The 20,786-nt window shown below is 55.2% G+C and carries 22 protein-coding genes and 3 tRNA genes; 19 read left to right on the forward strand and 6 right to left on the reverse strand.

All coding sequences use genetic code 11. The annotated features are described in order from the left end of the window. Window positions 1-8 precede the first annotated feature (8 nt). Genes QOT07_RS02845 through fucP form a run of 4 tightly spaced genes read left to right on the forward strand, consistent with a single transcriptional unit; the run spans window position 9 to window position 3,245 of the window. The gene (locus tag QOT07_RS02845) at window positions 9-872 is read left to right on the forward strand and encodes an amidohydrolase family protein (RefSeq protein ID WP_283604278.1); all 864 of its coding nucleotides are present in this window, start codon (window positions 9-11) and stop codon (window positions 870-872) included. Then, on the forward strand, window positions 850-1,626 hold the full coding sequence (locus QOT07_RS02850) for an L-fucose dehydrogenase (RefSeq protein ID WP_283602548.1): 777 nt from the start codon (window positions 850-852) through the stop codon (window positions 1,624-1,626). The genes QOT07_RS02845 and QOT07_RS02850 overlap by 23 nt, the downstream gene beginning before the upstream one ends. Further along, a complete protein-coding gene (locus QOT07_RS02855) occupies window positions 1,623-1,982 on the forward strand; it encodes an L-rhamnose mutarotase (RefSeq protein ID WP_219015370.1) in 360 nt (119 codons plus the stop codon). The genes QOT07_RS02850 and QOT07_RS02855 overlap by 4 nt, the downstream gene beginning before the upstream one ends. Window positions 1,983-2,015: 33 nt before the next feature. Next, window positions 2,016-3,245: an L-fucose:H+ symporter permease gene (fucP, locus tag QOT07_RS02860; RefSeq protein ID WP_261416083.1), complete on the forward strand. Its 1,230-nt coding sequence runs from the start codon at window positions 2,016-2,018 to the stop codon at window positions 3,243-3,245. A gap of 17 nt (window positions 3,246-3,262) precedes the next feature. On the opposite strand, the gene QOT07_RS02865 is transcribed toward fucP, so the two are convergent. Beyond that, entirely contained in the window at window positions 3,263-4,336 is a 1,074-nt protein-coding gene (locus tag QOT07_RS02865; RefSeq protein ID WP_099063166.1) for a GGDEF domain-containing protein, read from the reverse strand. A gap of 263 nt (window positions 4,337-4,599) precedes the next feature. Here QOT07_RS02865 and QOT07_RS02870 point away from each other — a divergent pair, with 263 nt between their 5' ends. Continuing rightward, a complete protein-coding gene (locus tag QOT07_RS02870; RefSeq protein WP_037424165.1) occupies window positions 4,600-4,884 on the forward strand; it encodes a DUF1435 domain-containing protein in 285 nt (94 codons plus the stop codon). A gap of 84 nt (window positions 4,885-4,968) precedes the next feature. On the opposite strand, the gene QOT07_RS02875 is transcribed toward QOT07_RS02870, so the two are convergent. From QOT07_RS02875 to QOT07_RS02890, 4 genes are all read right to left on the reverse strand, one after another. Then, window positions 4,969-5,055: transfer RNA gene (locus tag QOT07_RS02875), tRNA-Leu, on the reverse strand. A gap of 43 nt (window positions 5,056-5,098) precedes the next feature. Then, window positions 5,099-5,185 (reverse strand) — tRNA-Leu (locus QOT07_RS02880). A gap of 34 nt (window positions 5,186-5,219) precedes the next feature. Next, window positions 5,220-5,306: transfer RNA gene (locus tag QOT07_RS02885), tRNA-Leu, on the reverse strand. Between the two features lie 73 nt (window positions 5,307-5,379). Further along, a complete protein-coding gene (locus QOT07_RS02890) occupies window positions 5,380-6,324 on the reverse strand; it encodes a LysR family transcriptional regulator (RefSeq protein ID WP_283602549.1) in 945 nt (314 codons plus the stop codon). A gap of 130 nt (window positions 6,325-6,454) precedes the next feature. On the opposite strand from QOT07_RS02890, the gene QOT07_RS02895 reads away from it, so the two are divergent. Further along, window positions 6,455-7,447, forward strand: coding sequence for an aldo/keto reductase (locus tag QOT07_RS02895; protein WP_099063164.1), 993 nt, complete (start codon window positions 6,455-6,457; stop codon window positions 7,445-7,447). Window positions 7,448-7,509: 62 nt separating this feature from the next. On the opposite strand, the gene rsmC is transcribed toward QOT07_RS02895, so the two are convergent. Further along, the gene (gene rsmC / locus QOT07_RS02900; RefSeq protein ID WP_283602550.1) at window positions 7,510-8,553 is read right to left on the reverse strand and encodes a 16S rRNA (guanine(1207)-N(2))-methyltransferase RsmC; all 1,044 of its coding nucleotides are present in this window, start codon (window positions 8,551-8,553) and stop codon (window positions 7,510-7,512) included. Between the two features lie 156 nt (window positions 8,554-8,709). On the opposite strand from rsmC, the gene QOT07_RS02905 reads away from it, so the two are divergent. The 13 genes from QOT07_RS02905 (at window position 8,710) to deoA (ending at window position 20,648) form a co-directional block, all read left to right on the forward strand. Continuing rightward, window positions 8,710-9,147 (forward strand): DNA polymerase III subunit psi, encoded by a 438-nt coding sequence (locus tag QOT07_RS02905; RefSeq protein WP_085119608.1) that lies wholly within the window; start codon window positions 8,710-8,712, stop codon window positions 9,145-9,147. Next, window positions 9,092-9,535, forward strand: coding sequence for a ribosomal protein S18-alanine N-acetyltransferase (gene rimI / locus QOT07_RS02910; protein ID WP_283602551.1), 444 nt, complete (start codon window positions 9,092-9,094; stop codon window positions 9,533-9,535). The genes QOT07_RS02905 and rimI overlap by 56 nt, the downstream gene beginning before the upstream one ends. A 160-nt stretch (window positions 9,536-9,695) precedes the next feature. Then, window positions 9,696-10,001, forward strand: coding sequence for a helix-turn-helix domain-containing protein (locus QOT07_RS02915; protein ID WP_283602552.1), 306 nt, complete (start codon window positions 9,696-9,698; stop codon window positions 9,999-10,001). A 3-nt stretch (window positions 10,002-10,004) separates the two neighbouring features. Beyond that, on the forward strand, window positions 10,005-11,270 hold the full coding sequence (locus tag QOT07_RS02920) for a type II toxin-antitoxin system HipA family toxin (protein ID WP_283602553.1): 1,266 nt from the start codon (window positions 10,005-10,007) through the stop codon (window positions 11,268-11,270). 157 nt (window positions 11,271-11,427) lie between these two features. Next, the gene (gene prfC, locus QOT07_RS02925; RefSeq protein ID WP_099063159.1) at window positions 11,428-13,017 is read left to right on the forward strand and encodes a peptide chain release factor 3; all 1,590 of its coding nucleotides are present in this window, start codon (window positions 11,428-11,430) and stop codon (window positions 13,015-13,017) included. A gap of 529 nt (window positions 13,018-13,546) precedes the next feature. After that, entirely contained in the window at window positions 13,547-14,161 is a 615-nt protein-coding gene (gene osmY / locus QOT07_RS02930; RefSeq protein WP_099063158.1) for a molecular chaperone OsmY, read from the forward strand. Window positions 14,162-14,318: 157 nt separating this feature from the next. Next, entirely contained in the window at window positions 14,319-14,480 is a 162-nt protein-coding gene (locus tag QOT07_RS02935) for a DUF1328 domain-containing protein (protein WP_004955572.1), read from the forward strand. A 58-nt stretch (window positions 14,481-14,538) separates the two neighbouring features. Then, complete coding sequence (locus QOT07_RS02940) at window positions 14,539-14,724, forward strand: CsbD family protein (protein ID WP_099063157.1); 186 nt, start codon at window positions 14,539-14,541, stop codon at window positions 14,722-14,724. A gap of 10 nt (window positions 14,725-14,734) precedes the next feature. Continuing rightward, on the forward strand, window positions 14,735-15,856 hold the full coding sequence (locus QOT07_RS02945; RefSeq protein ID WP_099063156.1) for a patatin-like phospholipase family protein: 1,122 nt from the start codon (window positions 14,735-14,737) through the stop codon (window positions 15,854-15,856). After that, window positions 15,853-16,635 carry a TatD family hydrolase gene (locus QOT07_RS02950; RefSeq protein ID WP_198404425.1) on the forward strand — a complete coding sequence of 261 codons (783 nt, stop codon included), beginning with the start codon at window positions 15,853-15,855 and terminating at the stop codon, window positions 16,633-16,635. The genes QOT07_RS02945 and QOT07_RS02950 overlap by 4 nt, the downstream gene beginning before the upstream one ends. Window positions 16,636-16,825: 190 nt before the next feature. Continuing rightward, complete coding sequence (locus QOT07_RS02955; protein ID WP_099063154.1) at window positions 16,826-18,103, forward strand: NupC/NupG family nucleoside CNT transporter; 1,278 nt, start codon at window positions 16,826-16,828, stop codon at window positions 18,101-18,103. Window positions 18,104-18,476: 373 nt separating this feature from the next. Beyond that, on the forward strand, window positions 18,477-19,256 hold the full coding sequence (deoC, locus tag QOT07_RS02960; RefSeq protein ID WP_283602554.1) for a deoxyribose-phosphate aldolase: 780 nt from the start codon (window positions 18,477-18,479) through the stop codon (window positions 19,254-19,256). A gap of 69 nt (window positions 19,257-19,325) precedes the next feature. Then, entirely contained in the window at window positions 19,326-20,648 is a 1,323-nt protein-coding gene (gene deoA, locus QOT07_RS02965) for a thymidine phosphorylase (RefSeq protein ID WP_099063152.1), read from the forward strand. Window positions 20,649-20,786 lie beyond the last annotated feature (138 nt).

Raw genomic sequence — 20,786 nt, forward strand, 5'->3', positions numbered from 1 at the left:
AACAGGCCATGCTGCGCATCGATGCTCATCAGCATTACTGGCATTTCCATCCGCAACGTTATCCGTGGATCAACGAGCAGATGGCGGTGTTGCGACAGGATTTTGGCCCGAAACAGCTTGAACCCCTGCTGCAACAGCACGGTTTTGACGGTGCGCTGGTGGTGCAGGCCCGCCAGTGTGAGCAGGAGACCCAGACGTTGCTGGCGCAGGCGCAGCAAAGCCAAGGCGTATGCGGCGTCGTGGGCTGGCTGGACATCACCGCCCCCCGGTTGTCGCAACAGCTGGAGCAACTGCAGCAACAACCTTTGCTGCGCGGCCTGCGTCATCTGGTGCAGGACGAACCGCAGCCGGAAGCCTGGCTGACACGGCCGGAAGTGCGGCGTGGTATGCAGGCGGTGCAGCGACAGGGGTACGTTTACGACATTTTGGTCACTCACCGCCATTTGTCGGTGGCGGCGCAGTTTGCCGCCGAACATGACGATTACTGGCTGGTGCTGGACCATTTCGGCAAACCGGATATCGCCCGGGGCGCAGAACACTGGGCGCAGCAAATCAAACCCTTGGCGGCGTTGCCGCACGTGGTCTGCAAGCTGTCCGGGTTAATCACCGAAGCCCCCAACGGGCATTGGCAAGCCTCGCAGTTACTGCCGTTTTTTGAGGCGGCGCTGGAGGCGTTCGGTCCGCAGCGACTGATGTTCGGATCCGACTGGCCGGTGTGCCTGCTGGCCGGTGATTACGGCCAGGTTTATCAACTGAGTGAGCAGGCCATCGCCACGCTGAGTCCTTCGCAGCAGGCGGAGATTTGGGGTGGTACGGCCTGCCGAATTTATGGGTTAACGGAGTCTGGTTATGGATCTGTATCTGAAAGATAAGGTGGTGATGGTGACCGGTGGCGGCTCCGGCATCGGTGCGGCTGTCTCCCAACTGCTGGCGGAAGAGGGGGCGATCCCGGTGATTGTCACTAATGCCGTGCCGGAAGCGGAGTTTTTGGCGCAGCTGCGCCGGTTGCAGCCGCAGAGCACGGTGATCATCACCGATTTGTGTGAAGAACAGGACTGCCGGCGGGCGGTGACACAAACACAGGAAACCTTCGGCCGTATCGATGCCTTGGTGAATAACGCCGGGGTTAACGACGGCGTGGGGCTGGAAGCCGGCCGCGAAGCCTTTGTCGGATCGCTGGAGAAAAACCTGATTCATTACTACCTGATGGCGCACCTGTGCCAGTCGGCGTTGCAAAGCAGTAAGGGGGTCATCGTCAATATTGCCTCCAAGACCGCACTCAGCGGGCAGGGCGGCACCAGTGGCTATACCGCTGCCAAGGGTGCGGTGCTGGCTTTGACGCGTGAGTGGGCGGTATCGCTGCGCCATCAAGGCGTGCGGGTGAATGCGGTGGTGCCGGCAGAAGTGATCACGCCGCAGTACCAGCGCTGGATCAATACCTTCGAGCAGCCGGAGCAGCAGCTTGAGAAAATTACCGCGCGCATTCCTTTCGAACAGCGGATGACCACGCCGCAGGAAATCGCCAACACCGTGGTGTTTCTGATCTCATCGCGTTCGTCACACACCACCGGGCAATGGGTGTCGGTGGACGGTGGCTATCTGCATCTCGACCGGGCGATCACATGAGTGGCACGGCGGAAACGGGGCAGCGCTTTTGTCAGGCTCTAGATCTGGTCGATTCACCGGCATTGATCGAGGAATACCTGGTTCACCATCAGCGTATCTGGCCGGAGATTGCCGCCCACCTGCGTGAGCACGGCATTCAGGATATGGAGATTTACCGGCTGGGTACCCGGCTGTTCATGATCGTTGAAGTCAGTAGCGGGTTCGATGCCGAGCGGTTTAACGCCGCCGGTTTGAGCAATCCCCACGTGCAGCGCTGGGAAGCCCTGATGTGGCACTACCAGGTGGCCACCCCCTGGACGCCGCAAGGCGAAAAATGGGTGGAGATGGAGCGGATATTCTCTTTGCAAAAACAATAACACTGACATCGTTACCCTACCGAGGATATATCAATGCTTGCTGAAAAAACTGCTGCCCCCCCTCAGGTGGGCGCCAAGGCGACGGCCAATCTGCGCTGGGCTTTTATTCTGGTCACCAGCCTGTTCTTTATGTGGGGGCTGTCGTATGGCCTGTTGGACGTATTAAATAAACACTTTCAGGAAACCCTGCACGTTACCAAAGCGCAATCGGGATTATTACAGGCGGCGTATTTCGGTGCCTACTTCCTGGTGGCGCTGCCCGCCGGCTATTTTATGGACAAGAAAGGCTACAAGGCCGGCATTCTGATCGGGCTGTGCCTGTATGCGCTGGGGGCATTGCTGTTTGTACCGGCGGCCTCCGCCAACAGTTTTGGCATGTTCCTGTTCGCGCTGTTTGTGATTGCCTGCGGGCTGGGTTGCCTGGAAACCGCAGCCAACCCTTATGCCACGGTATTGGGGGACGCACAGGGGGCTGAACGGCGGTTGAACCTGTCCCAGTCGTTTAATGGGTTAGGGCAGTTTATCGGCCCGATGATCGGCGGTACGCTGTTTTTCTCTGCCACCCAGGGGGCGAGCAGCGGTGACCAAAGTGCGGTGAAGATGACCTATGTGGCGATCGCCGTGCTGGTACTGCTGATTGCCTTTTTATTCAGCCGCACCCGCTTGCCGGACATCCGCGAGGAAGAGCAGCCGGAGCACGGTGAAATCGCTCAGGGGCTTTGGCAGCACAAGCACTTTGTTGGCGGGGTGATTACCCAGTTCTTCTACGTGGCGGCACAGGTCGGGGTCGGTGCGTTCTTTATTAACTACGCCACCGAACACTGGAGCGATGTTTCCAACCAAAGCGCGTCCTATTTGCTCTCCATCGCCATGATTTGCTTTATGGTGGGGCGCTTCTTCAGCACCTGGCTGATGGGCAGGGTCAAGCCGGCCACGCTGCTGATGATTTACTCGCTGGTTAACATTGTGCTGTGCGGTGTGGTCATGCTCAGTATGGATGGGATCTCGGTGGTGGCGCTGATCGCCGTATTCTTCTTTATGTCGATCATGTTCCCGACCATTTTCGCCCTCGGGGTGAAAAACATGGGTAAACACACCAAGCGCGCCAGTTCCTTTATGATCATGGCGATCGTTGGCGGTGCCATCATGCCTTACTTTATGGGGGCACTGGCGGATCGCTACAGCACCGCGTTGTCGTATTTCCTGCCGCTACTGTGCTTCGCCGTGGTGTTTGTTTACGGTCTGCAGCAGCGCCGTCGCTAAGCTCACCGCCCGCCGGCTTAGAGAGCGGCGGGCTGAATGGTGGGTGCCAGCTGAATATTATTGCGCCCGTTGTTTTTCGCCTGATATAACGCGGCGTCGGCCGCCCGGATCGCCGAGGCGACATCCAGCTTGTTCAGCGCGGAAATCCCTGCACTGAGCGTCACCGTGGTGGTTTCAAACTGATTAAAGCGATGGGGGATTTTTAATTCCTGCACCCGCTGCCGCACCCTTTCAGCCACCTGGGTGGCGTAATCCTCACTCACATTGGTCAGCAGCACCAGAAACTCTTCCCCGCCGTAGCGCACCACGATATCGCGCGAACGCACCGAATCGCGGATAGCGATGGCCACCTGCACCAGCGCCTGGTCACCCATGGTGTGACCATAGTTATCGTTATAAGCCTTGAAGTGATCGATATCGAGCAACACCACGAAATGGCAGTCCGACGGAGGCGTCGGCAACATATTGATTTTATTCTCCAGACCCCGGCGGTTATAAAGCCCGGTTAAGGGATCGATCATGCTTAAATTGCTGAATCTGTCCCGTTCGTTATACAGATTCGCCACCAGCGTTTGAGTAAAGAGTTCGCTGCGTTTGAGCATCAGGTGATGGATGGAGAATGCGATAATCGGTAATACCGTAGTGAATACGATGCGCATGGTATTGTGCATACCGTCCAGTAATAGAATGACTAATGCTGATGGAACGGCATGCAGGCAAAAGGCGATAAAGTTATCGGTCAGGGCAATGGCACTGATAAAGAACATACTGAACAGACTAATTAATAGAAAACTTTGATTATTCGGCGCACAGTGCTGACTTTTAAGGTAAATATGCGCCGCCCACAGCAGGCCGAGCACGCAGGAAAATAGATTCAGTTTTTTGACGTATAACCGCGGAGACCGCAGGGTAAATAACAGTGCCGCCAGACAAAATAGCGGTATACCTATTAAAGGTAGGGTAAAAGCGGGTTTGTTTTGAAATGGGACTAATAAAGTAAATACGGAAGAGGCAGCGTTCATCAATAAAAATAAAAATAATGATAAGCGGTGTTTGCTGTTCAGCAGTTCCTGATAAGAACGCGCGTTCATACGGGGTTCACTCTTTACAATATCGATCTGTCGAAAAATTAAGGTTGCGAAAAATTCTGTCGGTGTGAATTAAACACCCGCATTGTATGGTTGTAGATTGTGATTATTAACATGCGAATAAGACTAAGAATTTTCTTATGGCAAACTATCATTTTTCAACCGCTGTGTCATCCGGGTTTGGTTGTTGCGGCGAAAATGATGCGCAGTGAAAAAAAGTGGTATATGATATTGGTTCTCATTATCACTTGAAGGGTAGGGTTATCATGATTGCAGCCATGATTACCGCGTGTGGGCTGTGGGGTGTCAGTTGGTGCCTCGGCAACCGTTTGGCCAGCGCCTGGGGCGTTTTACTGCCATGCGCCTTGATGCCGTTACTGGCATTGATCAACCTGGATATGATGCAACTGCGCACGCTGATTGTGATCGCTATGCTGGCCACATTGGTGATGCTGTTCAACAGTCGTTGGCGTCACTACCTGTTGTTGCCTTCCTGCATGGCACTGGCTGGCGGATTGGCGGCGATCGGTCTGAACTTCAATCTGGGCTGAAAACGCAAAACCACGCTTTCGCGTGTTCTTCATCGTTTCGATTGGGGATTTCTTTGGGGGATATTACCGGAGAGAGTTATCGATTGGTGCGAAGAGAGGGACTTGAACCCTCACGTCCGTAAGAACACTAACACCTGAAGCTAGCGCGTCTACCAATTCCGCCACCTTCGCACAGCCGATATCTTTACTTTGCTTTCGATTTATATCACCAGCTTGGTGCGAAGAGAGGGACTTGAACCCTCACGTCCGTAAGAACACTAACACCTGAAGCTAGCGCGTCTACCAATTCCGCCACCTTCGCATTGATGCTGTGCAATATAAATCATGTGGTTATTTGGTGCGAAGAGAGGGACTTGAACCCTCACGTCCGTAAGGACACTAACACCTGAAGCTAGCGCGTCTACCAATTCCGCCACCTTCGCATTCCAAGAAACATTACCGGAGTAACGTTACCACGGAGGCGAATTCTAGAGATTTTGGCGGGGACGTCAATAGTTATTTCCCCTGTTTGCGGGCGTTTGCTGGAAAAACGTCCGTTTTAGGTGATTGGTACTGCTCAAACAGCCAAATCAGCCAGTCAATCAATACCCTGACCCGGGGCGCAAGGAACCGACCGGGGGGATACATGATGTAAATGGGCATTGGCGGCGGCGGGGTGTCTGCCAGCACTTCGACTAATTCCCCTTTCTGCAGCCAGGGCGCCAGCGAGTAGTGCGCCGCCTGTATCAGCCCCATGCTGGCACGACAGCCGCTGGTATAGGCGTCGGCACCGCTGACGCTCAATCTGGCGGGTAAATCGCGCAACTCCACTTTGCCGTTGCGGCAAAACTCCAGCGGGTAATTGCGATTACTGGTGAGGGAAAAATAGCCCACCGCCTGATGCTGCTGCAATTGGTCAATCGACTGGGGGACGCCAAACGTGGCCAGATAGCCGGGAGAAGCGCAGGTCAACTGTGGCAGCATGGCGATGCGCCGCGCCACCAAGCTGTCATCTTCGGTTTCCCAGGCGCGCAGCACGCAATCCACTCCCTCACGCAGCAAATCCACGTGGGTATCGTTGGCGCCCAATGCCAGAGTCAGATCCGGATAGCGCTGGTAAAAGTCATCCAGGGCGGGGATCACGATTTCACGCGCCAGCGAATGGGGCATATCAATGCGCACCTTGCCGGAGGGCTGCAGTTTATGGTGGCTGAACAGCGTGTCCGCCTCTTCCAGCGCACCCAGCAACTGCACGCAGCGCTGATAATACAGCGTACCTTCGCTGGTCACCTGGACCTGGCGGGTGGTGCGGATCAGCAGGCGGACGCCGAGACGCTGCTCGAGCCGCTTGAGCGCATTGCTGACTGTGGCACGTGGCAGTTGCAAGCGTTCGGCTGCCCGGCTGAAGCTGCCCAGTTCGACAATGCGGGTGAAAATGCGCATGGCCTGGATCTGATCCATCTTGCCGCTCCCTATTGTTAGCGATTTATGAACAGTGATGAGCAATCTGCATTATTTATCTTTTCAGGGTAAACAACCAGACTCTGTTGCACCAGCACTCCGCTGAGACCAACCGCATGAGGGCAACACAATGCAACAACGTCAATTAGGTCCCAATGGCCCGATCGTTTCCGCCCTGGGTCTGGGCTGCATGGGGATGAGTGATTTTTATTCGACGGCGCAGGATGAACAAGAGGCCATCGCCACCCTGCATCGGGCGCTGGAACTGGGGGTGACCCTGCTGGACACCGCCGACATGTACGGGCCGCACACCAATGAACAGTTGATTGGCAAAGCGATCAAGGGCAAACGGCAGCAGGTCTTCCTGGCCACCAAATTTGGCATCCTGCGCGATCCGACCGATCCCAGCGCCCGGGGCGTCAGCAGTCGGCCGGAGTATATCCGTCGTTCGGTGGAGGGCAGCCTGCAGCGGCTCGGGGTCGAGGTGATCGATCTTTATTACCAGCATCGGGTGGATCCTGAGGTGCCGATCGAAGAGGTGGTTGGCACCATGGCGGATCTAATCAGCGAAGGTAAAATCCGCTACATCGGGTTGAGTGAGGCTTCGGTCGCTACGCTGGAGCGTGCGCATAAGGTACATCCGATAACCGCTTTGCAGACCGAGTATTCATTGTGGACGCGTGATGCCGAGCAAGGGGTATTGGCGGCCTGTGAGCGGCTGGGCATTGGCTTTGTTCCTTACAGTCCACTGGGCAGAGGTTTCCTGACCGGGGCGATCCAGCGGCCGGAAGATTTGGACGCCGACGACTTCCGCCGCAGCAATCCGCGCTTCCAAGGGGAAAACTTTGCCCGCAATCTGGCGCTGGTGGAGAAAGTGACCGAACTGGCCAAACAGAAAGGTGTGGCGCCGTCACAGCTGGCGTTGGCCTGGGTATTGGCGCAGGGCGAGCATATCGTGCCGATCCCGGGTACCAAGCGCCGTCGTTATCTGGAAGAGAACATTGCGGCGGCCGAATTGACGCTGAACAAGGCGGAGCTGGCGGCGATTGAGGCGGTGTTCCCGTTGCAGGCGGCGGCAGGCGCACGCTACGGCGCAGAGTCGATGACCTATATCAACGGTTAAAAAAAAGGCGCGGCGTGTGAACGCTGCGCCCGGATACCCGATACTCGCGTGTCGGGGGGAACTTATTTCTTCTTTTTGCCATCGCGTGGCGCACGGGCAACGGTTGACTGGTACACCTTGAAGCGGCCGTTTTGTGCCAGCACTTCATGGCTGCCGAAGGTGGCATCCAGAATGTCCGGGTACGGCAGGAAGGCGTTAGCCACGATGCGCAGACGACCGCCGATAGGCAGGTGTTTTAACGCACCGCGGATCAGGGTTTCCGCTGCGGTCAGGCTGGTTTGCAGCCCATCATGGAACGGTGGGTTGGAGATGATCAGATCGAAACGGCCGGTAATGTCGGAATAGACGTTACTGACGATCACTTCACCTTCAATGCCGTTGGCGGCCAGCGTCGCGCGGCTGGATTCAATGGCTGCGGCGTTGACGTCGCTGAGGGTCAGCTTCATTTTTGGTGACATTTTGGACAGCACCGAGGCCATTACGCCGGCACCACAACCCACGTCCAGCACTTTGCCTTTCATGTGTTTATCCAGGGTCGACAGCAGCAGTGAGCTGCCAACATCCAGCCCGTCGCGGCTGAACACGCCCGGCAGGGTTTTCACTTCCAGATCGTGCAACTGATAGCTTTCCCACCAGTCTTCCAGGTTGAATCCAGTCTGGGTATCCAGACGACCGTGATACAGGCCACAGCGGCGGGCGCTGTCGATTTTAACCAGTGTGGCGTAGTCTTCCACCATCTGATCTGCGCTGCGCACACCGCTGCGGTTCTCACCGACCACGAACACGTCAGTGCCTACCGGCAGCAATGCCAGAATGTTGCACAGCTGGAATTGCGCTTCCTGTTTGCTCTTCGGCCAGTAGTAGATCAGCGTATCGCACTCGGCGACGAACGCGGCATCTACGGTCAGGCCGTACTGCACGTTGTCACCCATCGCCCGGTTCAGTAACTGCCAGTGATGGTATTGCTGGGTATGGACACGCACATCCGCGGCCTCAAATTGGGCCGGCAGGGCGTCCTGCAGGTCACCGGCGAACAGAACGCGGCGTTCGATAAACTCATCACTGTGGCGCAGCATGACTTCACTGGCGGGGGTTAATGCAGACATCAGGTTTTGGCTCCTAGAAATTAGACCGGGGATTATAGAGCTTTGTGGCGATATGTTCGACGGGTTTGTTGGCGCAGGCCGCGCGGGTTTGTTAGCATAGCGCGGCGCATGGCAGGCATGGCGCACCACAACGGGTAGATCCTGACAGGAATCGGCATGGCATCAAAACGCGACTGGCTGTTACAACAACTGGGTATTACGCAGTGGACATTGCGCCGCCCGGGCGTGTTGCAGGGCGAAGTGGCGGTCAGTCTGCCACCCGAGGTGCGTTTGCTGATCGTGGCGCAGGCGTTGCCTGAACCTAACGATCCACTGTTTTGCGACGTGCTGCGCAGCCTGGGGCTGACCCCGGCACAAACCTATGCCCTGACGCCGGACCAGGTGGCGATGTTGCCTGAGGATACCGAATGCAACAGTTGGCGGTTGGGCGTTGCGGAGCCGCTTGCGGTGGCCGGCGCGCAGCTACACAGCCCGGCACTGGCCGAGCTTTCTCTCGATGCGAGTGCCAAACGCGCACTCTGGCAGCAGATTTGTCATCATGAACACTATTTCTACCCTGACCGCGGCCGACCTGGCCACAGCCTTCAAGATTGAGCAAGCCAGCCACGCCTTTCCCTGGACGCAAGCCACCCTTACCAGTAATCAGGGCGAGCGCTACCTTAACCTGAAACTGGAAGCCGACGGGCAGATGGCGGGTTTTGCCATCACCCAAATCGTGCTGGATGAAGCCACGCTGTTCAACATCGCCATTCATCCCGACTGGCAACGCCGGGGATTCGGCCGTCAATTGCTGGAAGCGCTGATTGCACAACTGGAACCCCGTGGCGTATTTACGCTGTGGCTAGAAGTACGAGCCTCTAACCGTGCCGCCATCGCGCTGTACGAAGATCTCGGCTTTAATGAAGTGACCATCCGCCGTAACTACTACCCTGCTGCCCATGGGCGTGAAGACGCGATAGTCATGGCGCTGCCGCTGGCTTGAACCCAAGAAAAACAACTCTTTTATTGTTTCTACGTTGATTTACAACAAAAGGGTTGTTTTTATATGTAGATACAACAAATTGATTGTTTTTATGCTGATTAACAACTAATTTATTGTTTATCGATGTGATGACAATCAATAGGTTGTTTTGAGGTGACTGATGCGTAAATCATCAGAAATATCAAAGTTTTTGAAAGAAAAACGCGCCGAACTGGGCTGGAATCAAAAAGACTTTTTGATGAAGATTGGCATGACCCAGCAGCAATATCAGCGTATCGAATCCGGTAGTGATATGAGGATGAGTACGCTGCTACGCATACTGGTGGCGATGGATTTGGAATACCTTATCGTGCCGAAAAAAAATGTGCGTGACGTGGAGTTGTTACTACAAAAGGATGTGGACAAAGTTTCAGAAGCGGTTGGATTGCAGAGTTTCGACAAAAAACTGAAAGACCTCGAGGACTAGCTGATGGATGGACAACGGCAGGTTGAATCGGTACAGGCATTAGCATTGGTATTACACAATGTGCGTATTGGTGTGCTGGCGCATTATAGCGGTGGCAAGAATTTCCTGACGTTTGATCCGCAATATCTTGCTATGCCAGAGTCCACTCGCCCGGTGTTCACCCTAAGGCAGCGGGCGCACCCGGGGTATCTGGATCAGGTTTTGATGTCATCAAAGCGCCTTCCCCCCGTGTTATCCAATTTGCTGCCTGAAGGGGCGTTGCGTAGCTGGTTAGCTCAAGCTTTGAAAGCGCATGCTTCTGAAGAGTTTCCTTTGATGGCATGGACAGGGGCCAACCTGCCGGGTGCACTTGAGGCACGGGCGCTTGCGGCGAGTGAGATCCCTGCTTGGGCGTTAACGTCGCGTGGTAAACTGGAGGCCGTGCAAATCGAGGTGGGGCTGGATGCTCAAAAATTTTCTCTGGCAGGCGTACAGATGAAGTTTTCCTCTTTACGTCAGGACGGCCGTTTCAATATTTCCTCTCAGGTGGGTTCTGATAGTTGGATTATCAAAACGCCTTCAACAGTTCATCGCAGCGTGCCTGAAAATGAGTATACGGCTATGCGATTAGCGCAGGCCATCGGTGTGGAAATCCCTGATATTGAGTTAGTTGCGTTGGATCAGTTAGATAATTTACCTGATATGCGCCTGGCAGATGAGCCTTTTGCTTATGCCATCCGGCGTTTTGATCGTAGCGAACGCGGGCGAGTACACACGGAAGATTTTGCCCAAGTGTTTGAACTCTATGCGCATGATAAATATCGTGGCAAAAACTATGAGCAAATAGCGGCTTATCTTTATGACTGGGGCAGTGAACCCCTGGTTGATGTGCAACAGATGGCTCGCCGCTTATTGGCCAATATTCTGCTGGCCAATGGCGATGCCCATGTCAAAAACTGGTCAATGATTTATCCGAACCAAACCGATGTTCGGCTTTCTCCCGCTTATGACATTGTAACCACCTTGGCTTATATTTCGCATGAATCAGAAGTAGCGCTTAATATGGCGCGGGAAAAGCGTTGGTCGATGATTTCAATGCAAACCTTCGAACATTGGGCAGAGCGCGTCGGCATTCCTTGGCCGGCTATACGGGTGCATTTACTGGATGCCATCGACAAGGCACGCACCTTATGGCCGCAGTTATTGGAAAACTTACCGATGGTGGAAGAGCATAAAACGGTATTGCGTCAGCATTGGGCGGTGTTGTCCCCAGATTTCCGACTGCATTGACGGTTTAATCTTGCTTCGCAAGATCCATTGATTGTCACCGGTGGGTAAATCAGCGAAAATGCCCGGCTATTATCTTTTATTTACCGCTTTGCCTGGCGCCGTGCGCGGCGCGTTCTGATACTTTCGCAGGGCGGACTAACTGTAGAATCTGAAAAACATGTCTCCTAGTGAATTTGCCCGCGAAGTCTCGAAAAGAAGAACTTTCGCCATCATCTCGCACCCCGATGCCGGTAAAACGACCATTACCGAAAAGGTGCTGTTATTCGGACAGGCTATCCAGACCGCCGGTACGGTAAAGGGCCGTGGCTCAAACCAGCATGCCAAATCCGACTGGATGGAGATGGAAAAGCAGCGTGGGATCTCGATCACCACCTCGGTGATGCAGTTCCCGTATCGCGAATGTCTGGTTAACCTGCTGGACACCCCGGGACACGAAGACTTCTCCGAAGATACTTACCGTACCCTGACCGCGGTTGACTGCTGTTTGATGGTGATCGACGCCGCGAAAGGGGTTGAGGATCGTACCCGCAAGCTGATGGAAGTAACCCGTCTGCGCGATACGCCGATCCTGACCTTTATGAACAAACTGGACCGCGATATTCGCGATCCGATGGAAGTGATGGATGAAGTTGAGCGTGAGCTGAAAATCGCCTGCTCACCGATCACCTGGCCTATCGGCTGCGGCAAGCTGTTTAAAGGGGTTTATCATCTGTACAAGGATGAAACCTACCTTTATCAGACCGGTAAAGGCCACACCATTCAGGAAGTGCGTATTGTCAAAGGGTTGGACAACCCGGAGCTGGACGTCGCCGTGGGTGAAGATCTGGCTGCGCAGCTGCGTGAAGAGCTGGAGCTGGTGCAGGGTGCCTCTCATGAGTTCGATCATGAAGCTTTCCTGAGCGGTGATTTGACGCCGGTATTCTTCGGTACCGCTTTGGGTAACTTCGGTGTGGACCATATGCTCGACGGCCTGGTGGCCTGGGCACCGGCACCGATGCCGCGTAAAAGCAGCACCCGTGAAGTGGTGGCGGCGGAAGAGAAATTCACCGGCTTTGTGTTCAAGATCCAGGCCAACATGGATCCTAAACACCGTGACCGCGTGGCCTTTATGCGCGTGGTCTCCGGCCGCTATGAGAAAGGCATGAAGCTGCGCCAGGTGCGCACCGGCAAAGACGTGGTGATCTCCGATGCCCTGACCTTTATGGCGGGTGACCGTTCGCACGTGGAAGAAGCTTACCCGGGCGATATTATTGGTCTGCACAACCACGGCACCATTCAGATCGGCGATACCTTCACCCAGGGTGAAGACATGAAGTTCACCGGTATTCCGAACTTCGCGCCGGAGCTGTTCCGTCGTATTCGCCTGCGCGATCCGCTGAAGCAAAAACAGCTGCTGAAAGGCCTGGTGCAACTGTCCGAAGAAGGCGCGGTGCAGGTATTCCGTCCGATCGCCAGCAACGATTTGATCGTCGGCGCGGTCGGTGTGCTGCAGTTCGAAGTGGTGGTTGCGCGTCTGAAAAGCGAATACAACGTGGAAGCCTTGTACGAGTCGGTCAACGTTTCGACTGCCCGTTGGGTTGAATGCAGCGACGTGAAGAAGTTTGAAGAGTTCAAGCGCAAGTGTGAGCTTAACCTGGCGTTGGACGGCGGTGACAACCTGTCTTACATCGCGCCAACCATGGTTAACCTGAACATCACCCAGGAACGCTACCCTGAAGTGGTGTTCCGCAAAACACGCGAGCACTAACAGAACAGCAGGGCGCCTTAGGGTGCCCTGCGGTCATATTGTTTCCCCCATTCTGCTAATTAATAAGTCTCCTTCATCTTTTCAGCCCCTCTGCATCCGCCAGGATTTGCTCAGCTATACCTGCGTTTTCTGCCACATGGTCTATATTTAACAGGGCATAACCGATCCGGTAAGCGTAATTCACTGCATTTTGTCATAACGGTAGCGAGTTATTCGGCACTGTTGCCAATCAGAGACAGTGTGATGCCATGTAAATCAATAACATAGCAATAACATTGATTTTACTGATTGGTATTGTCGTCAATAGGCGACAGTTTTTAGCCTGAAAAGTAAGCTGTTTTTGTTTTGTTGTTGATTTTAAAGGGTGTTTTAAAATTGGCACAGCCGTTGCAATACTCCTGCTGTGACAACAATCGTTTAACGTGACTGTTTGAACGTATAGAAATCGTGAAGTATTACTGAGTGGGTCGCGTTATGGCGGCTGAAGGATCCGCAGTCATTTTGGATCCACAACCAAAGGAAGAGATCGATGAAAAATACTAAATTTGCACAATCACTGATGGCTGTTGTTTTGGGTTCCGTTCTGGTTAGTGGCAGCGCGCTGGCTGAAGAGACTATGCTCAATAAAGCGTCAAGTGCCGCTGATAGCGCGGGTGCCAAAATCGATAGCTCCATGAAAAAAGTTGACGGCTACATGGATGACAGCGCAACAACGGCTAAAGTTAAAAGTGCGCTGGTCGATGACAAAACCATCTCCAGCACCGATATCTCGGTGAAAACCGAAAAAGGCACCGTTACCCTGAGTGGTTTTGTCGGTAGCCAGGCGCAGGCCGAGCACGCGGTTGAAGTGGCCGGCAAAGTAGAAGGCGTCAAATCCGTCAGCGACAAGCTGCATGTGAAAGACGAAAGCAAACAGTCAGTGAAGGCTTATGCCGGTGATACCGCAACCACCAGCGAGCTGAAAGCCAAACTGCTGGCCGATGACATCGTGCCTTCACGCAACGTGAAAGTAGAAACCACCGACGGTGTGGTACAGCTTTCCGGTGAAGTGAAAACTCAGGCACAGGCAGAGCGTGCAGAGAGCATCGCCAAGGCTATCGATGGCGTGAAAAGCGTCAAGAACGACCTGGTCGTTAAGCCATAAATTTTTTAGTACGCGTGACAACAAGCACCAAATCCCGGGTTAGCAGAAAGGTTAACCCGGGATGCACCATCAAAAAAAGAAACTGACCTGCAATCTTGCAGCGCCCGAGAAGGGCACGGATTGCGATGCGTTTTTTCACTATGGTAAGGAGAAGCTTATGTTTCGTTGGGGCATTATCTTTTTAGTCATCGCATTGATTGCTGCGGCGTTAGGTTTTGGGACGCTGGCGGGTACCGCCGCCTGGGCAGCAAAAATCGTCTTCGTCGTGGGTATCATTCTGTTCCTGGTCAGCCTGTTTACCGGCCGCCGACGCCCTTAGCTTTTCTCTCAAAGTGTAACAAAGCTTAATTCCTTTTCTCTTAGCAGGGAGGTCAGTCATGAATAGCGACATCATCTTCGGACGCTGGAAACAGCTGAAGGGCCGGGTGTGTCAGGCATTGGCGGAGTGGTCCGACAGCGACTGCATCTGGCTGATGGGAAGTAATGACTGCCTCTCTGGTGTACTGCAAGAGGATTACGGAAGAGAGCAAGACAAGGTATCCTCGGGTAAAACGTCTCACTGAGGATGCAGGGTTGGGATACAGAATACCCATCACGCTCGGCAATATCGAACCGCTGGCGTATAAACCTTATCGGCCCGGTAAAATGGCGCTGGTATGTGAAGGGGGCGGGCAGCGCGGCATTTTTACCGCCGGCGTGCTGGACGAGTTTCAGCGTGCCCGCTTTAACCCTTTTGATCTGATGATCGGCACTTCTGCCGGCGCACAGAACCTCTCGGCTTTTATTTGTGGCCAGATGGGCTACGCGCGGCGGGTGATCACCCGTTACACCACCTCCGCTGAATTCTTTAACCCGTTGCGCTTTGTGCGCGGTGGGCATCTGATTGATCTCGACTGGCTGCTTGATACCACTTCGCAACAGGTTCCGTTGGCGATGGATGTGGCGGAAAAACAGCTGATTGATGGGCGTGAATTCCTGATGTGTGCCTGCCGCAGTGATGACTTCGAACCAACCTACCTGCCGGCGCAACGTGCAAGCTGGTTGCCGGCTCTCAAGGCTTCCAGTGCCATCCCCGGTTTTTACCGTATGGGCGTAGAACTGGACGGTGTCAGTTATCAGGATGGCGGCATCAGCGATGCGATCCCGGTTGAAGAGGCCTATCGCCGTGGCGCGGACACCATAGTGGTGATCCGTACCGTGCCGTCGCAGATGTACTACACGCCGCAGTGGATGAAGCGTATGGAGCACTGGCTGAGTGAAAGCAGCCTGCAGCAGATGGTACGCATCCTGCAACACCATGAGCAAAGCTATCACCGCATTCAGCAGTTTATTGAGAAACCGCCCGGCAAACTGCGCATCTTCGAGATTTTCCCACCGAAGCCGTTAGCCAGTAATGCTTTGGGGAGTCGCGTCACGTCGCTCAATCAGGACTATCACCTGGGCCGTAAGTGTGGGCGTTACTTCCTGGCGACCGTCGGCCACTGGCTGGTAGAGCAGGACAAACTGGACGGCATGAAGGTGAAGAAGGCGCTATCACGGCGTTTGATCCAGCCGGAAAACGTCATCATGCCTTCACCGATCATTACCGATATCAGTCACCCGCGCGATCTTGCCACCCAGACGGAAGCCAAACTGGCTGCGATGGAGATTATCTTGCCGGGTGATATACCTCCGGGTGAGGGTGGCCTGCTGTGATGCACGACTTCACCGACACCCACTGCCATTTTGATTTCCCACCGTTTAGCGGACATGAGAGCGAAAGTCTGGCGTTGGCCGAACAGGCGGGTGTGCGACGGATTATCGTGCCGACGGTGACCGCCGATCGCTTTGTGCGGGTGTTGAAGCTGGCGCGCGAATATCCGCCACTGTTTGCCGCTCTGGGGCTGCACCCGCTGTATATTGCCGGGCACCATGAACCTGAGCTGGAGCAGTTGGCGGCGTTTCTTGCCAGCCGACCGCCGAAGCTGGTAGCGGTCGGGGAGATCGGCCTCGATCTGTATATGGAAAACCCGCAGTTTGAGCGGCAGCAGCGGGTGTTAAACGCCCAGTTGAAGCTGGCCAAGCAATACGACCTGCCGGTGATTTTGCATTCCCGCCGCAGCCACGATCAGTTGGCGGCGATGCTGCGCCGTGCCGAGGTGCCGCGCCGTGGCGTGGTGCACGGCTTTGCCGGTAGCCTTTCCCAGGCGCAGGCGTTTATTCGCCTGGGGTATTACATCGGCGTCGGTGGCACCATCAGCTATGAGCGGGCGCAGAAAACCCGTAATGTGATGGCCCAGTTACCACTGACTTCGTTGCTGCTGGAAACCGATGCGCCTGACATGCCGCTGGCAGGTTATCAGGGGCAAGCCAACCGCCCCGAGCGTGCCGTTGAAGTGTTCCATACGCTGTGCCAACTGCGTTCAGAATCCCCGGATGATATTGCCGCCCATCTGCAACACAACACTCACGCCTTGTTTACCCTCGAAGGTTAAATGTCGCAATAAGTGTGACTTGCGTCACGTTATAAGATTTTCATTTGCTTCCTGTTGTATATATTTGTGACATAAATCGGTGCGGGTGCTGCCCCGCTCCGTATAATCGCACTCCGAAATCACTCATAAGCAACCCTCGCGGCACAACCGGATAGGGCTGCATTTCTTTTTCGCAACAGGGATACTTTGCATGCAACTCATCATGAGCCTGGTCGGCATGGCGGCGCTGATCGCCATTGCCGTGCTGCTTTCCAGCAACCGCCGTGCGATCAGGTTTCGCACCGTTGGCTGGGCATTCGTTCTTCAGGTAGCCATCGGCGCGCTGGTGCTGTATGTCCCGGTTGGCCGCAGCATTCTCGGTGGCATGTCGGCCGGTGTGGCGAACGTGATCGCCTACGGTAATCAGGGGATTTCATTTATCTTCGGCGGTCTGGTATCCGACAAGATGTTTGAAGTTTTCGGCGGCGGCGGCTTCGTTTTTGCGCTGCGCGTCCTGCCGGTGATCGTGTTCTTCTCCTCATTGATTGCCGTGCTTTATTACCTCGGCATCATGCAACTGGTGATCCGCGTGCTGGGCGGCGGTGTGCAAAAGCTGTTGGGCACCTCGCGTACTGAATCCCTGTCGGCTACCGCCAATATCTTCGTGGGCCAGACCGAAGCCCCACTGGTGGTGCGTCCGTATATCGCTACCATGACCCAGTCTGAACTGTTCACCGTTATGTGTGGCGGCCTGGCCTCGGTGGCCGGTTCGGTGCTGGCGGGCTATGCCCAGATGGGCGTACCGCTGGAATACCTGATTGCCGCTTCATTCATGGCTGCGCCGGGTGGCTTGCTGTTTGCCAAGCTGATGGTGCCGGAAACTGAAAAAACCCACGATAAAGACGATGCGACGAAGCTGATCGCGGAAGAAGATCGCCCGGCTAACGTGATCGATGCGGCGGCTTCAGGCGCGGCTTCCGGCATGCAGTTGGCGTTGAACGTGGGCGCGATGTTGCTGGCGTTTATCGCATTGATCGCCCTGTTGAACGGTATCCTCGGGGGTATCGGCGGCTGGTTCGACTTCCCGCAACTGTCACTGGAATTGATACTCGGCTGGGTATTCTCACCGATAGCCTTCCTGATCGGGGTGCCTTGGCATGAAGCGATGACCGCCGGTTCGTTTATCGGCCAGAAAATTATCGTGAATGAATTTGTTGCCTACATGAACTTCGGTGCCTATCTGCGTCCGGATGACGTGGTTGCGGCAGACGGGTTGCAGGTGTTGTCGGCGCATACCAAGGCGATCATCTCCTTTGCCCTGTGCGGCTTTGCCAACCTGTCATCGGTGGCGATCCTGCTCGGCGGCCTGGGCAGCATGGCGCCGAACCGTCGTCACGACATCGCACGTTTCGGTCTGAAAGCCGTAGCGGCGGGCACGCTCTCCAACCTGATGAGCGCGACCATCGCCGGGTTCTTCCTGGCGCTGTAAGCCCGGGGCTGTCCTGCAGAGGGCAACAGGCTCTATTGCAGGACACCGCCTATACTTCTAACACGGGCACAGAATGCTGTGCCCGCTGTCTTTGCCCGTTTCTTTAGCGAATTTGTGAACGATATCGCGTTATTTTGTGATGCTCTTCACATATAATTCCGGTCTGTTACAGTGTTATTTCATATAGTGTGACTGCGAGCGCGAATTGCCTCAGGCGATCGTGTTCAAATAGCTATTACTGACCCTGCGCGAGGCGCAGCGTCATGTGCGGTGAGAAGGATCTCAGTTGCCGATGAGGGAACCCGTTCCCCAGCGCTATCTTCAAGGAACCAAGTCCGCTCGCCAACACCCAGGTACTCAGTTGGAGAGTTTTATGACCGAATTAACCGCAGCAGCGCAACGTGCGCTGACCCTAATGGATTTAACCACGCTGAACGATGATGACACCGATGAGAAAGTGATCGCGCTGTGTCGTCAGGCGAACAGCCCGGCCGGACATACCGCGGCCATCTGCATTTATCCGCGCTTTATCCCGGCGGCGCGCAAGGCCCTGCGTGAGCAGGGGACGCCAGACATCCGCATTGCGACCGTCACCAACTTCCCGCATGGCAACGATGATATTGAGATTGCGCTGGCGGAAACGCGTGCAGCTATCGCTTACGGTGCCGATGAAGTGGACGTGGTATTCCCTTACCGCGCGCTGATCGCCGGTAATGAGCAGGTCGGTTTTGAACTGGTAAAACAGTGCAAGCAGGCCTGTCTGGCCGCCAACGTGCTGCTGAAAGTGATCATCGAAAGCGGTGAGCTGAAGCAGGCCAATCTGATCCGCAAGGCGTCGGAAATTGCCATCAAGGCCGGCGCAGACTTTATCAAGACCTCAACCGGTAAAGTGCCGGTCAACGCGACGCTGGAAAGCGCTGAGCTGATGATGTCGGTGATCCGCGATCTGGGCGTCGCCAAAACGGTGGGCTTTAAGCCGGCCGGTGGTGTGCGTACGGCAGAAGATGCACTGCATTACCTGCAACTTGCCGATCGTATTCTGGGTGAGGGCTGGGCCGATGCACGTCATTTCCGCTTCGGGGCTTCCAGTCTGTTAGCCAGCCTGTTGGCGACGCTGGGCCACAGTGCCGAGACGTCCGGCGACGGTTACTGATCTATTCCGTCGGTAAGGCGCGAAATGGCGCCTGCCCGTACTCTACATTAGCTAAAACAGGGGGACGCCTTGTTCCTGGCACAAGAAATTATTCGTAAAAAACGTGACGGTCAGCCGTTGAGCGAAGCGGAAATCCGCTTTTTCATCAATGGGATCCGTGACAATGTGGTTTCCGAAGGTCAGATCGCGGCATTAGCGATGACCATTTATTTCCACGATATGACCATGCCGGAGCGCGTGGCGCTCACCATGGCGATGCGTGATTCCGGTACCGTGCTGGACTGGAAAAGCCTGTCACTGAACGGACCGCTGGTCGACAAACATTCTACCGGCGGCGTGGGCGATGTGACTTCGCTGATGCTCGGCCCGATGGTGGCGGCTTGCGGTGGCTATGTGCCGATGATTTCCGGCCGTGGCCTGGGGCATACCGGCGGTACGCTGGACAAGCTGGAGGCGATCCCGGGCTTTAATATTTTCCCGGACGACAATGCCTTCCGTAAGATTATTCAGGACGTGGGCGTGGCGATTATCGGCCAGACCAGTTCGCTGGCCCCGGCTGACAAGCGTTTCTACGCTACCCGCGATATCACCGCCACCGTGGATTCTATCCCGCTGATCACCGCCTCTATTCTGGCGAAGAAGCTGGCAGAAGGGCTGGATGCCTTGGTGATGGACGTTAAAGTCGGTTCCGGTGCCTTTATGCCAACCTACGCGTTGTCGGCCGATCTGGCGCAGGCGATTGTTGGTGTGGCGAACGGCGCAGGCTGCAAAACCACCGCGCTGCTGACGGACATGAACCAGGTGCTGGCTTCCAGCGCCGGTAACGCGGTCGAAGTTCGCGAAGCGGTACGTTTCCTGACTGGCGAATACCGTAACCCGCGCCTGCTGGAAGTAACTATGGCACTGTGCGTGGAAATGCTGCTTTCCGGCGGCCTGGCGAAAGATGACGCCGATGCGCGTGCCAAACTGCAGGCGGTGCTGGACAATGGTAAAGCGGCGGAAGTGTTTGGTCGCATGGTGGCGGCGCAACAGGGCCCGACCGATTTCGTCGAGCGCTATGACAGCTACCTGCCTGCCGCAACCCTGAGCAAACCGGTTTACGCCGAAAAACAGGGTATCATCAGCGCCATGGATACCCGTGCGCTGGGCATGGCGGTGGTATCGCTGGGCGGTGGTCGTCGTCGCGCGACCGATAATATCGATTACAGCGTCGGCCTGACCGGCATGGCGCGCCTGGGTGACAAAGTGGATACCCAGCAACCGCTGGCGGTGATCCACGCCAACGACGAAGAAAGCTGGCAGCAGGCGGCCGAAGCGGTACGCAGTGCAATGGTGCTGAGTGACAAAGCGCCGGAAGTGACGCCAGTGGTCTATAAGCGCATCACAGAATAGGCTGTGTCCTTACAACATTGATATACCCTATGAATTTCAAGTTGCAGCTAGGCGGCTAGCGTGTAAATCCCAGGAGCTTACTTAAGTAAGTGACTGGGGTTTACACGTGAAGCTAACAACGCTGCGGCTTGAAAGGCG

Source organism: Serratia proteamaculans, from assembly GCF_949794035.1.
GTDB classification, from domain to species: Bacteria; Pseudomonadota; Gammaproteobacteria; order Enterobacterales; family Enterobacteriaceae; genus Serratia; species Serratia proteamaculans.

Excerpts from the sequence above, each read along its gene's own strand:
- QOT07_RS02845 (WP_283604278.1), top strand. The coding sequence starts at position 9 with ATGCTGCGCATCGATGCTCATCAGCATTACTGGCATTTCCATCCGCAA.
- QOT07_RS02920 (WP_283602553.1), top strand. The coding sequence starts at position 10,005 with ATGGATGGACAACGGCAGGTTGAATCGGTACAGGCATTAGCATTGGTA.
- QOT07_RS02870 (WP_037424165.1), top strand. The coding sequence starts at position 4,600 with ATGATTGCAGCCATGATTACCGCGTGTGGGCTGTGGGGTGTCAGTTGG.
- QOT07_RS02855 (WP_219015370.1), top strand. The coding sequence starts at position 1,623 with ATGAGTGGCACGGCGGAAACGGGGCAGCGCTTTTGTCAGGCTCTAGAT.
- osmY (WP_099063158.1), top strand. The coding sequence starts at position 13,547 with ATGAAAAATACTAAATTTGCACAATCACTGATGGCTGTTGTTTTGGGT.
- QOT07_RS02915 (WP_283602552.1), top strand. The coding sequence starts at position 9,696 with ATGCGTAAATCATCAGAAATATCAAAGTTTTTGAAAGAAAAACGCGCC.
- QOT07_RS02865 (WP_099063166.1), bottom strand. The coding sequence starts at position 4,336 with ATGAACGCGCGTTCTTATCAGGAACTGCTGAACAGCAAACACCGCTTA.
- rsmC (WP_283602550.1), bottom strand. The coding sequence starts at position 8,553 with ATGTCTGCATTAACCCCCGCCAGTGAAGTCATGCTGCGCCACAGTGAT.
- QOT07_RS02955 (WP_099063154.1), top strand. The coding sequence starts at position 16,826 with ATGCAACTCATCATGAGCCTGGTCGGCATGGCGGCGCTGATCGCCATT.
- QOT07_RS02935 (WP_004955572.1), top strand. The coding sequence starts at position 14,319 with ATGTTTCGTTGGGGCATTATCTTTTTAGTCATCGCATTGATTGCTGCG.
- fucP (WP_261416083.1), top strand. The coding sequence starts at position 2,016 with ATGCTTGCTGAAAAAACTGCTGCCCCCCCTCAGGTGGGCGCCAAGGCG.
- QOT07_RS02905 (WP_085119608.1), top strand. The coding sequence starts at position 8,710 with ATGGCATCAAAACGCGACTGGCTGTTACAACAACTGGGTATTACGCAG.
- prfC (WP_099063159.1), top strand. The coding sequence starts at position 11,428 with ATGTCTCCTAGTGAATTTGCCCGCGAAGTCTCGAAAAGAAGAACTTTC.
- QOT07_RS02940 (WP_099063157.1), top strand. The coding sequence starts at position 14,539 with ATGAATAGCGACATCATCTTCGGACGCTGGAAACAGCTGAAGGGCCGG.
- QOT07_RS02895 (WP_099063164.1), top strand. The coding sequence starts at position 6,455 with ATGCAACAACGTCAATTAGGTCCCAATGGCCCGATCGTTTCCGCCCTG.
- rimI (WP_283602551.1), top strand. The coding sequence starts at position 9,092 with ATGAACACTATTTCTACCCTGACCGCGGCCGACCTGGCCACAGCCTTC.
- QOT07_RS02850 (WP_283602548.1), top strand. The coding sequence starts at position 850 with ATGGATCTGTATCTGAAAGATAAGGTGGTGATGGTGACCGGTGGCGGC.
- deoC (WP_283602554.1), top strand. The coding sequence starts at position 18,477 with ATGACCGAATTAACCGCAGCAGCGCAACGTGCGCTGACCCTAATGGAT.
- QOT07_RS02890 (WP_283602549.1), bottom strand. The coding sequence starts at position 6,324 with ATGGATCAGATCCAGGCCATGCGCATTTTCACCCGCATTGTCGAACTG.